The following is a 12,916-nucleotide window of genomic DNA, read 5'->3' as shown; positions in this document are numbered from 1 at the left end:
ACTATTTAAGATAAGTTAAATACATTACTTATAATATATTAACAAATATAATAAATATATTAATATAGTTAATTCAATGCAAATTTATATAAATATAAGACATTTTATCTTTTATACATAAATACACCAAAATAATACATGATATAATTTAAAAAATCAGTTAATTAAGGATTCTCCATACTTATGTTATTTAGCAATTTATTTTATTCAACAGATACTTTAATATAAATTTATAAAATCATTATATATACTTATATAAATATAGATTTAAAAATATAAAATATATTTATGACTTATAAGTCATAATAATTTTAATAACTTATTATTTATTATTGATAACAATTAATAAATAATAATGATATTATATAGTAATTTATATAAATTAATTTATTTTTATATAAACTCTAGTAGTTTATATAAAAATATTTTTATTAAAAAATTATATTTATAACTAAAAGTCACTGAAAATTATGGATAGATCTCTTTCTATTGCACTTGCGCAGCTTAATTGGCTGGTGGGTGATATCGAAGGTAATACTAAACGTATGATAACTACTTTGCAAGAACAGCGCAATATAGGTGCTGATTTAGTCATGTTTTCTGAGCTGGCTCTTTCAGGTTATCCACCTGAAGATTTACTCTATCGTAAAGATTTTTATCTACGCTGTTATCAACAACTAAATTATTTACAACAGGCATCAATTGGTATAGCTATTATAGTTGGTCACCCGTGGCGTCAAGATAACGTTTTGTATAATGCTTTATCCATGTTTTCTGAAGGTAAGGTGATTGCACGTTACTTTAAGCAGAAATTACCAAACTATGGCGTATTTGATGAAAAACGTTATTTTTCAGTAGGAAAGGATACCTGTATCGTTAAGTTTAAAGATTATTATTTAGGTTTGCTTATTTGTGAGGATTTATGGTTTTATGATCCAGTTAATAATGCGGCTACTGCTGGAGCTGAAATATTACTTTCAATTCATGCCTCACCTTATCACAGAAAAAAACCTTACATTCGTAGGGAATTATTAATAAATCAATGCAAATGTACTGGATTACCCTTAGTATATCTAAACCAAGTGGGTGGTCAAGATGAACTTATTTTTGATGGTGGGTCGAAAGGGTTAGATGCCTCGGGTAATGTAACACATAGTTTAGCAAGTTTTACTGAACATACAGTATTATTTAATCTGCACAATATGCAAGTAAAACCCATGATTACACCTATATCTTACCAGTCAGAGATAGCACAAATCTATGAAGCTCTAGTTTTAGCAGTACGTGATTATGTTATAAAAAATGGTTTTGAAGGTGTACTTCTTGGACTATCTGGAGGTATTGATTCTGCATTAACTCTAGCTATTGCTGTTGATGCACTGGGTAGGGATAAAGTACTAGCAATAATGATGCCATTTCTCTATACTACTAGTATAAGTATTGCTTATGCTAAAGAAGAAGCTAAAATTTTGGGTGTTGACTTTAAAATAGTATCTATTCAGCCTATATTCGAGGCTTGTATGTCGCAAGTAATGCCTATATTTAACGGTAACAAAAAAAATAATACTGAAGAAAATTTACAAGCACGCTGTCGTGGCTTATTACTTATGGCTATATCTAATAATTTACATCGTATAGTTTTGACAACTAATAATAAGAGTGAGATGGCAGTGGGATATACTACACTCTACGGAGATATGGTAGGTGGTTTTGCTGTTTTAAAAGATGTGACTAAAACTCTTGTATTCCAGCTATCTAAATATCGCAATACAATATCATATGTCATTCCAATAGGAGTAATAGAACGTTCACCATCAGCAGAGCTAGCACCTAATCAGATAGATCAGGATAGCTTACCTCCATACAATATACTAGATGCAATTCTAGAAGGTTATATTGAGCAAGATCAATCCATAGAGGATCTTATCACTGCTGGTTTTACAGAAGAGGTCGTACGTAAAATTATTAGATTAGTAGATATTAATGAATATAAACGCCGTCAATCTGCTATTGGGCCACGTATAACAACCCGTAACTTTGGCAAAGATAGAAGATATCCTATTACGTCATTTTTTAATCATAAAAATTTACAAAAAAATTAGTAGTTATCTGGTAAATAATAAATTTTATATCTAAAATTTCACTAATTATTTCATTAATACTTGATATTCAGTAATATTTCTGCAAATATATCTAATTAAATAAAAATTAATTTATCTTCATATAATATTATATTATATAAGCTTTTATAACAAAATTATTATTAGTAATTAATATAGAAGTAATGAATCATCTAATACTAGAATATGTCTTTAAGTGATTACTTTATTTTTGTAGTAATTTATATTATTAGTGTTAATGTAATATTTTTAATATAAAAATATTTAACTTCTTATATAGTGTAATAATACATATTCACTAAATTAAAATTATGTTAAGTTATTATTTAAATAGTTAATGATAACACCACAAGGAAAAAAGAATTTATAGGAGGTCTTCTTATTTATATCTTTATCTGAAAGTTATTAATATAAAAATACTTATATATTTTGACTGTATGTATCCACGGCCATACTAGTAAATAGTAAATAGTAAATACTAAAAAAAATAAACAACTAAAATATTAAAAATATTAATAAGTAGTCTTCTAAATAAAAGAAAAAATTTAGACAAAACCAGTAATAGATATTTTTAAATATTTAAGAAATTAAACTATGCGTAATATATAATATTTTTAAGAAAAATAAATAAAAATATTATAAATAATATAACCTAGGCGATATTTAGGAAATAAAAAATATTTTGAGATATTAGATAACATTAATCTCTCAAACTATAATCAGCTTAAATAAGCTATCTAATTAATATAAATTTTATTAACAAAGTATTGTTAATTACTTAATTTTTTAGTAAAACTACATGATAATATAAAACGCATCATATTAAATATTTAATATTCTACTCTAATATATTAAGGATAACCTTTATTTTGTTAAATAACTAGCCATTAAAAGTGATACGAAAAATATTTTTTTATATCGATAATTACAATTGATAGTTAGTAAGATTTGCAATAATCAGTAATATCTAAATATATTTCTATATTCTAATAAAATAATTTTCATTAAAAAATGTAGAATATTTAGTAATCTATCAATTTTCCTAAAATAAATTAATTTTACATAGTTATTGCTATCTATGCAATAAATATGTGCTATATAGGTTATCGAATTATTTATATCAATCCTTATAAATAAAGATTGATAAACTATACTAGTAAAATAATGATCTACTTAACCACCTAAAGGTAATAAGTATCATGTCTTTAGTAACAAGATTTAATGTAAAAGACTATATTAGTCATCATCTAACACATTTTCATATAGGTACGGGGTTTTGGTCAATTAATATTGACTCAATATTTTTCTCTGTTATATTAGGAATAACATTCTTAGTTATTTTCCATAGAGTAGCTAAAAATGCAACTAATGGTATCCCGGATAAGTTACAAACTGCCATTGAACTTATTATTATCTTCGTTGATAATAGTGTACGCGATATGTATTATGGTCAAAGTAAAATTATTTCCCCACTTGCTCTTACTGTATTTATTTGGGTTTTTCTTATGAATCTCATGGATCTATTACCCATTGATTTTTTACCTTATATAGGTGAACACGTGTTTCATTTACCAGCACTACGAATAGTTCCTACTGCTGATGTAAATATTACATTATCTATGGCACTTGGCGTATTCCTCTTAATTCTATTCTACAGTATCAAGATAAAAGGTTTATATGGTTTTATAAAATCGCTTACAGTAGAACCATTTAAACATCCTATATTTATTCCTATTAATTTTATTTTGGAAAGCGTTAGCTTATTATCTAAACCAATTTCATTAAGCTTAAGACTGTTTGGTAATATTTATGCCGGAGAATTAATTTTTATTCTTATTGCCGGTCTATTACCATGGTGGTCCCAATGGATACTAAATATTCCATGGGCTATATTCCATATACTTATTATTACTCTACAGGCATTTATTTTTATGATTTTGACTATTATTTATCTATCTATGGCATCTGAAAAACACTAATTTTATTAACATTCTAATATATTTAAATACAACAAATTGGAGAATATCATGGAAAATCCGAGCATTAATCTACTATACATGGCTGCTGCTGTAATGATGGGTTTGTCGGCAATCGGTGCTGCAATCGGTATTGGTATTTTGGGTGGTAAATTCTTAGAAGGAGCTGCAAGACAACCTGATTTAATTCCTCTTCTGCGTACACAGTTTTTTATTGTAATGGGTTTAGTTGATGCAATCCCCATGATTGCTGTTGGCTTGGGTCTGTACGTTATGTTTGCTATCGCGTAGAATAATCTTTGTTTACTTCACTATAAACAAATACACTAAATTTAATTATTAAAAGGCTTTATGCTGTGAATCTGAACGCAACAATACTTGGTCAAACTACTGCGTTTATTTTATTTGTATGGTTCTGTATGAAATACATCTGGCCTCCTATTATAGAAGTTATTGAAAGACGTCAAAAAGAAATTTCTGATAATCTGTCTAAAGTAGAACAAGCAAAAAAAGATTTATACTTAGCACAAGTAAATGCAACTGAGCAACTACAACAAGCTAAAGCTAATGCTCAAATAATTATTGAGCAAGCAACTAAACGTAAAGCTCAAATTATTAACGCAGCAAAACAAGAAGCTAATATTGAGCGCAATAAAATAGTGGCACAAGCGCAAACTGAAATAGATACACAATACAAACGTGCTTATGAAGATCTACGTAAGCAAATAGCTAAATTAGCTATTGCTGGTGCCGAAAAGATTCTTGAACATACTATAGATGACAATGTTAATAGTAAAATTATTGATAAAATAGTTACTAAACTATAAGGATAGAGATACTAATGTCTATATGTATAACGTTAGCTCGACCTTACGCCAAGGCAGCTTTTGAATATTCTGTTGAACATCATAGTATAAATCATTGGCAACAGATGTTAACATTCTGTAATGAAATAGTATGCAACAAGAGATTAGCTAAAATTTTTTCTGGAAATTTAACACTAGAAAATACAACAGATATATTTATTAAATTATGTGGAGACCAGATCGATGAATATGGTCTTAATTTTATTAGAATTATAGCTAAAAATAAACGTTTATTATTTTTTCCTGAAATATTGCGGCAATTTAATATCATGCGTGATATACAAAATGCACAAATTAATGTTGAAATTACTTTAGCAACAACTTTACCAATAGAAGATTTAAAACACATTGGAGACGCCCTAGAGACGCGTCTATCACGTAAAGTAAAAATGCATTGTAAAATTGATAAGTCTATTATAGCTGGTGTGGTTATTCGAGCGGGAGATTTAGTAATAGACGGTAGTATTCGTAATCGCCTAAAACTCCTAGCAGAATCTTTAGAGACATAAAAGGAGCTCGAAAACATGCAACTTAATTCTAACGAAATTAGCACACTAATTAAACAACGTATTGAACAATTTCATATTGTAAGTGAAGCTTATAACGAAGGTACTATTGTATCTGTTAGTGATGGTATTATCCGTATTCATGGTCTAACTAATGCTATGCAAGGAGAAATGATTTCACTAATAGGAAAAAACAGGTATGCTATTGCACTGAATCTAGAGAGAGATTCAGTGGGAGCTGTAGTAATGGGTCCATACACTGATTTAACCGAAGGGATGAAAGTAAAATGTACTGGACGTATTCTAGAAATTCCTGTTGGCCCTGGTTTGCTAAGTCGTGTGCTTAATACCTTAGGTGAACCAATTGATGGTAAAGGACCCGTAGAAAATGATGGTTTCTCTGCTGTTGAATCTGTCGCTCCTAGCGTCATAGAAAGACAATCAGTTAACCAACCTATACAAACTGGTTATAAATCTATTGATGCTATGATTCCTATTGGTCGGGGGCAGCGTGAATTAATAATAGGAGACCGTCAAACAGGAAAAACTGCTCTAGCCGTGGATACAATCATTAACCAACGTAATTCTGGTATTAAATGTATTTATGTAGCTATTGGTCAAAAAGCATCTACGACTGCAAACGTAGTACATAAATTAGAAGAATACAACGCACTAGAGCATACGATTATTGTTGTTGCATCTGCTTCCGAATCTGCAGTATTGCAATATCTGGCACCATATGCTGGTTGTGCAATAGGTGAATACTTTCGTAATCGTGGTGAAGACTCACTTATTGTTTATGATGATTTATCTAAACAAGCTGTAGCTTACCGTCAAATATCTCTTCTACTCCGTCGTCCACCAGGACGGGAGGCATTCCCTGGTGATATTTTTTATCTGCATTCTCGTTTATTGGAACGTGCTGCGCGTGTGAGTAAAGAATATGTAGAATCTTTTACCAATGGAGCAGTTAAGGGAACTACCGGTTCATTGACAGCAATACCTATTATTGAAACTCAGGCAGGTGACGTATCTGCTTTTGTTCCAACTAATGTTATTTCTATTACAGATGGTCAGATATTTCTAGAGTCTAGTTTATTTAACTCAGGTATTCGTCCTGCAGTAAACCCTGGTATATCTGTATCACGTGTTGGTAGTGCCGCTCATACTAATATTATGAAAAAACTATCCAGTGGTATTCGTACCTCTTTAGCACAGTATCGTGAACTAGCTGCATTTGCTCAGTTCTCCTCTGATCTTGATGCTATTACTCAAAAACAATTAATTTATGGTCAGAAAGTTATTGAGTTATTAAAACAAAAACAATATGCACCAATGTCTATTGCTGAGCAATCTCTTATTTTATTTGCAGCTGAATATGGCTATTTAGAAGCAGTAGAAATAACTAAAATTAGCATTTTTGAAGCTAATTTGATATCTTATGTAGAACGCAACCATATTAACCTAATGACATATATTAATAAGTATTGTGTATATAATGATGAAATAGAGCGTAAACTAATAGAAATACTAGAATTATTTAAAACAACTCAGTTTTAGTAACATCGGTAGTAAATAAATAGAATTAAAAGTTTACCCTTAAGGTTTTGAGGAAATAAATTAATGACCAGTGCAAAGGAAATACGCTATAAGATATCCAGTGTTCAAAATATACAAAAAATAACTAGAGCAATGGAAATGGTTGCAGCCTCTAAAATGCGTAAAGCGAAAGAACGCATTGCAACTAGCCGTCCTTATGCTGAAAATATGCGTAAAGTAATTAATCATCTTACCCTTGGTCATTTAGATTATAGACATCCATACTTAGAAAAACGTAAAGTTAAGCAAGTTGGTTATCTAGTCGTTTCAACGGATCGTGGTCTATGTGGTAATTTAAATACTAACCTATTTAAAAAACTGATAGAAGAAATTAAAATATGGGACAAAAGAGAAGTGAAAGTTTTACTAACACTTATTGGTTCTAAAGCAATATCTTTTTTTAGCTCTATAAAAAGCAATGTAATTGCGCAAGTAACTGGTATAAGTGATAACTTTTCTTTATCTACATTAATTGATCTTATAAAAGCGATACTTATATCTTATGATATAGGACATTTAGATCAGCTGTATATAATAAGTAATAAGTTTATTAATACCGTGTATTATGAGCCTAAAGTATTTTTATTATTACCTCTACTACCACCTACTGATATTGAATTAAAAAAGAAATCATGGGATTATCTTTACGAACCAGATCCTAAGGATCTACTAGATACCTTGCTACGTCGTTATGTAGAATCTCAGATTTATCAAAGTGTCGTAGAAAATATAGCCAGTGAACAAGCCGCTCGTATGATTGCAATGAAAGCTGCAACAGATAACGGTCAAGGCATAATTAAGGAGTTACAATACGTATATAATAAAGCCCGTCAAACTAGTATTACACAAGAGCTTACTGAAATAGTAGGCGGAGCTTCCGCAATTTAAGCGATATTTTTTACGAAGTATGTAGAGGATACAATATGGCTACTGGAAAAATTATCCAGATTATAGGAGCTGTTGTAGACGTAGAATTCCCCCAAGAAGCAGTACCTAAAGTATACCATGCACTTGAAGTGCAAGGAATTACTACTAAATTAATACTAGAAGTACAACAACTACTAGGAGGAATTGTACGTTGTATTGCAATGGGTACTTCTAATGGTTTACGTCGCGGTCTGGATGTTATAGACTTAGGTCACCCTATTAAAGTACCAGTAGGTCAAGCAACATTAGGTCGTATTATGAACGTATTAGGTGATCCCATTGATATGAAAGGTGATATAGGTGAAGAAGAACGTTGGGCCATTCATCGTGCAGCACCACATTATCAGGAGTTATCTAGTTCACAGGAACTTTTAGAAACTGGCATTAAAGTAATGGATTTAATTTGCCCTATATCTAAAGGTGGTAAAGTCGGTCTATTTGGAGGTGCGGGTGTTGGTAAAACAGTAAATATGATGGAACTCATTCGTAATATTGCAATGGAGCATTCAGGTTATTCTGTGTTTACTGGTGTGGGTGAACGTACTCGTGAGGGTAATGATTTTTACCATGAAATGATTGACTCAAATGTCTTAAATAAAGTATCTTTAGTTTATGGTCAGATGAATGAACCTCCAGGCAACCGTTTACGAGTTGCATTTACTGGATTAACTATAGCTGAAAAATTCCGTGAGGAAGGTCGTGATGTATTACTGTTTATAGATAATATCTACCGTTATACATTAGCTGGCACTGAAGTATCGGCACTACTAGGTAGAATGCCTTCTGCAGTAGGATATCAGCCTACATTAGCGGAAGAAATGGGTGTTTTACAAGAACGTATAACTTCTACTAAAACAGGTTCAATTACATCTGTACAAGCAGTTTATGTACCTGCAGACGACTTAACAGACCCCTCTCCAGCAACTATTTTTGCTCATCTAGATGCAACAGTAGTACTAAACCGTCAGATAGCTTCTTTAGGTATCTACCCCGCCGTTGACCCGTTAGATTCTACAAGTCGTCAATTAGATCCATTAATTGTAGGGCAAAATCATTATGACGTAACACGGGGAGTACAGTCTATTTTACAACGTTATCAGGAGCTAAAAGATATTATTGCTATATTAGGAATGGACGAGCTATCCGAAAGCGATAAATTAGTCGTTGCTCGTGCACGTAAAATTCAACGTTTTCTATCACAACCATTCTTCGTGGCTGAAGTTTTTACTGGTTTTCCGGGTAAGTTTGTCTCTCTTAAAGATACTATACATGGTTTTCAAAGTATTATCAATGGTGACTGTGATCACCTACCAGAACAGGCGTTTTATATGGTAGGTACCATAGAGGAAGCAGTGGAAAAAGCCAAGACATTATAACTTCTTAGGATATTTAATATGTCTCTAACTTACTATCTAGATGTTGTTAGCCCAGAAAAAAAAATTTTTTCTGGATTGACACAAAAAATTCAAGTTACAGGAAGTGAGGGTGAACTAGGAGTGCTACCTGGTCATACACCATTACTTACCACTATAAAGCCTGGCATGGTACGCATTATAAAACAACAAGGTGAAGAAGAATTTATTTATCTTTCTGGGGGTATTCTCGAGGTACAACCAAGGTCAGTAACTGTATTAGCAGATACAGCTATTCGTGGTAAAGATCTAGATGAAGAAAGAGCAAGAGAATCTAAATGGGAAGCGGAAAAAAATATAAGTAATGCACACAACAATATTAAATATATTCAGGCATCAGCCGAATTATCTAAAGCTATTGCGAAGTTACGAGTTATAGAATTAACTAAGAAATCAATATAGATAGAACTATAAAGTAAAATATTTTTGTTATCTTAGATATTCCATGTTTAAATAAACATTGTTTAAAAAACAAATTTCTATTTAGAATTTTATTCTAAACATTTTAAATATACTTTTAATAAATCTTACTTATTTATAATATTATTATAAAATACTTAAAAATTTTGTATAATCAATTGTTATTAATTTATAATACAGAAGAAATATAATTCATTGTATTACAATTCAAATATATAGTAATATACACTTTACTATTTTATTAAAAAAATATATTATACTCATTCAAGTTTCAGGGTACCTAAATTATATTCATAATATTGTATTATCTTCTTAAATAGAAATAATTAATGATATTTTCAGATTAATTTGAAATTAGTATTTCTTAATTGTTAAAAACATAATATAACTTTTAAGTTATTATTTATTATTAGACACATCTACTTAGTAAGTAATTATATACTATATATATCTTTTAATATCATAAAATGATATATAATAAATAGTATTTAATTAGTAATTTTAATACTTTTAAAGTTATATATAGACTTTGTATTAATAATTTAAATTTATTTTATTGATATATAATTTAGAATAATCTAGAAATAACGTAATGCACACTTTTAATATTACACAATAGACATATTGTGTAATATTAAAAGATAAAATAAATATCAAGTTACTGAATTAAGATATAAATATCATATAATATTAAAGATATATTGTTTATATTATATTATATTTAAATATGACAATATACATGAGTAACTCAATAAGTTTATAAAACTTACATTATAATACCGTAAATTAAAACTTTCATATAATCTAGTTATTATAATAATTAAATATTATAGCGTAAGAAATTACAATGTATTTAATTATTTTATTATTAAAGATAGCACAGAGATTTTTAATGTTTTTAATAAAAAAATATTATTATATTATTGTATTTACTGTATAAATTAAATAAAATAGTAATTATATAAAATTTTTTTATATAATTAAAAAAAATAACTTAACAACTCATTTCTTTGAAAGATACTGATATAGTGATAATACTTTAAACTTATTAAGTGTTGTAATATATTAGAGAAAATGACTAAAACTATTAAATTAATAGTATTGCCAAAATAGTTTTCTAATTTTATTAAGCTTAAAGTATTAATAAAGATAAATATGCAAACTTTAACAATATAAAATTTTAAATAAATCTTTTATATATAATTTATTTAGCATTACACTTCCCTTTATATTATTTAATACAATTTTCTATTTACTAAATAAGTTCTATGTTAATATACTGACATTTCGATATATTTTGCTTAGTATAATTATTTTTAAAAGATTATTATAACTTGTATAAGTTAATTTAGTTTTTTACAAAACTAGATAACTAATAAGTAGGATATTAAAATTAACCATTTTGGAAGGATGGCTGAGTGGTTTAAGGCAGCGGTCTTGAAAACCGTCGAGCTATAATAGCTCCTAGAGTTCGAATCTCTATCCTTCCGCCAAATTTTTTATTATATTTAAATGGGGTGACCCTATATAATATATAATATATAAATTGTTGTATGATCTATATATTATATAAGTTATTAATAAAAAACTCTTTAATATGATTTCCATCAAATATTTTATGCATGATGAGTTATATATAGTATAATTAAATATTATCTATATCAGCGAAAACACAAGTATTAACTATTAAGAGTAGATGATTCATAATTTTAATTTACAATATTCTATTATATAGAATAATATAATTATAATTATAGTAAAAATAAGTCTGTTAGTTATAGTTATTTAATAACTAATAAAATATTTTAAAATTAAATACTTTTATATAAGACATATAAGTTTATATTGTTTAGGTGAACATATAAATAATACAATAAAACATTAATAGAATATCCTTATGAAGTATCTGGTTATTTACTAAAATGTAATGATTATTAGTAAATAACCAGATACTTCATAAGGATATTACGTAAAGATTTATTTCATTTATTATCAAAAACATAATTAGTAATTTTATGCTCAAAATAATTTTTTTATTATAACTTTATATACATCGTATTCCATACAAAAGATTAATTTCAAAATAAAATACATAAGTTAATTATAGTACTTAATATTCTAGCTTTAAATGTAAATTATCTATTTCTTCGTTAAAGTATATTTTTTTTAAAATATATACTTAACATATAAACATAATAAAATATTAAATTTATATAAAAATATAGGGAATATTATATAATCTAAAATTAATTTTTTAAAAAAATCTCAAGAGTTTTTTAAAGATAAATAATATTTTCTTAAAATGTATACTATTTTTAGATATTAATCTACTTAAATTATACTAAAATTTAATAATTTAATATTTACATAATATCTAGAATGGCACAAATATATTTAATTATATATTATTAAAAATAAAATTGTTTATTTATAACATTATATAATAAATACTAAAGATGAATATATAAGAGATATTTATATGGACTATATATTTCATACCTATATATTAATTTATAAAATAAACATATAAGTCAAATATTTATTATAATAAAATATATTTAAAAACTTAAAAGAAATTAGAAGAGAATATTTCTAATATATTTTAGTATCTACTAAAATTAGTACTACAGTATACTTTTGTTATTATATATAATATATAATAACACTTAAAAAGTATATAGTTATTAACACTTTATCTGACTTTAGGTAAGTAATTTCTTGTTATTATAATATATTTTATAATAACAAGAATTAAGTAAACTACTAATTCTAATCATAGAATAGAATATTTTTAAGATTTTACAAAATATTATCTATATATCAATAGATACTTATAATATGTATAATTATAAAAATTATGAGAGTACTACTCTTTTAATATAGAAAAGATTAGTAACTAAAAACTCTTAAAATATAACAGTTTTAATTAAAATACTATATATTTATACATATAATAAAATTGATATTTACGTTAAGAAACATAAAATACGTTTACTAAAAATAATTAATAAAAGATGTATATTTAGTATAGAAAAAATAGAACTTAATAAATTGTATCTTATGTAAGGTAAATACTTAACATAAATAATA

At 27.3% G+C, this 12,916-nt stretch carries 9 protein-coding genes and 1 tRNA gene; all 10 read left to right on the top strand.

Going from position 1 to position 12,916, the window contains the following annotated elements:
* Nucleotides 1-470 precede the first annotated feature (470 nt).
* Complete coding sequence (locus tag K0T98_RS00450; RefSeq protein ID WP_225639459.1) at nt 471-2,102, top strand: NAD+ synthase; 1,632 nt, start codon at nt 471-473, stop codon at nt 2,100-2,102.
* A 1,217-nt stretch (nt 2,103-3,319) separates the two neighbouring features.
* Nucleotides 3,320-4,099, top strand: coding sequence for a F0F1 ATP synthase subunit A (atpB, locus tag K0T98_RS00445; protein ID WP_225639458.1), 780 nt, complete (start codon nt 3,320-3,322; stop codon nt 4,097-4,099).
* A 48-nt stretch (nt 4,100-4,147) separates the two neighbouring features.
* Nucleotides 4,148-4,387 carry a F0F1 ATP synthase subunit C gene (atpE, locus tag K0T98_RS00440; protein ID WP_225639457.1) on the top strand — a complete coding sequence of 80 codons (240 nt, stop codon included), beginning with the start codon at nt 4,148-4,150 and terminating at the stop codon, nt 4,385-4,387.
* A 65-nt stretch (nt 4,388-4,452) separates the two neighbouring features.
* Nucleotides 4,453-4,923, top strand: coding sequence for a F0F1 ATP synthase subunit B (atpF, locus tag K0T98_RS00435; RefSeq protein WP_225639456.1), 471 nt, complete (start codon nt 4,453-4,455; stop codon nt 4,921-4,923).
* A 14-nt stretch (nt 4,924-4,937) separates the two neighbouring features.
* A complete protein-coding gene (locus K0T98_RS00430; RefSeq protein ID WP_225639455.1) occupies nt 4,938-5,471 on the top strand; it encodes a F0F1 ATP synthase subunit delta in 534 nt (177 codons plus the stop codon).
* Nucleotides 5,472-5,486: 15 nt separating this feature from the next.
* A complete protein-coding gene (gene atpA / locus K0T98_RS00425; protein WP_225639454.1) occupies nt 5,487-7,028 on the top strand; it encodes a F0F1 ATP synthase subunit alpha in 1,542 nt (513 codons plus the stop codon).
* Nucleotides 7,029-7,091: 63 nt separating this feature from the next.
* Entirely contained in the window at nt 7,092-7,955 is an 864-nt protein-coding gene (atpG, locus tag K0T98_RS00420; protein WP_225639453.1) for a F0F1 ATP synthase subunit gamma, read from the top strand.
* A 35-nt stretch (nt 7,956-7,990) separates the two neighbouring features.
* Entirely contained in the window at nt 7,991-9,370 is a 1,380-nt protein-coding gene (gene atpD / locus K0T98_RS00415) for a F0F1 ATP synthase subunit beta (RefSeq protein ID WP_225639452.1), read from the top strand.
* An 18-nt stretch (nt 9,371-9,388) separates the two neighbouring features.
* Nucleotides 9,389-9,808, top strand: coding sequence for a F0F1 ATP synthase subunit epsilon (locus K0T98_RS00410; protein WP_225639451.1), 420 nt, complete (start codon nt 9,389-9,391; stop codon nt 9,806-9,808).
* A 1,422-nt stretch (nt 9,809-11,230) separates the two neighbouring features.
* Nucleotides 11,231-11,319, top strand: a tRNA-Ser gene (locus K0T98_RS00405).
* Nucleotides 11,320-12,916: the final 1,597 nt, after the last annotated feature.

It is taken from the genome of Candidatus Profftia sp. (ex Adelges kitamiensis), assembly GCF_020342455.1.
Taxonomy (GTDB): Bacteria; Pseudomonadota; Gammaproteobacteria; order Enterobacterales; family Enterobacteriaceae; genus Profftia.
This window is presented reverse-complemented; position numbering and strand designations above follow the sequence as displayed.

What these genes read in the sequence shown, in the direction of transcription:
- K0T98_RS00450 (WP_225639459.1), top strand. Translation starts at nt 471, where the DNA reads ATGGATAGATCTCTTTCTATTGCACTTGCGCAGCTTAATTGGCTGGTG.
- atpA (WP_225639454.1), top strand. Translation starts at nt 5,487, where the DNA reads ATGCAACTTAATTCTAACGAAATTAGCACACTAATTAAACAACGTATT.
- atpG (WP_225639453.1), top strand. Translation starts at nt 7,092, where the DNA reads ATGACCAGTGCAAAGGAAATACGCTATAAGATATCCAGTGTTCAAAAT.
- atpD (WP_225639452.1), top strand. Translation starts at nt 7,991, where the DNA reads ATGGCTACTGGAAAAATTATCCAGATTATAGGAGCTGTTGTAGACGTA.
- atpB (WP_225639458.1), top strand. Translation starts at nt 3,320, where the DNA reads ATGTCTTTAGTAACAAGATTTAATGTAAAAGACTATATTAGTCATCAT.
- K0T98_RS00430 (WP_225639455.1), top strand. Translation starts at nt 4,938, where the DNA reads ATGTCTATATGTATAACGTTAGCTCGACCTTACGCCAAGGCAGCTTTT.
- K0T98_RS00410 (WP_225639451.1), top strand. Translation starts at nt 9,389, where the DNA reads ATGTCTCTAACTTACTATCTAGATGTTGTTAGCCCAGAAAAAAAAATT.
- atpE (WP_225639457.1), top strand. Translation starts at nt 4,148, where the DNA reads ATGGAAAATCCGAGCATTAATCTACTATACATGGCTGCTGCTGTAATG.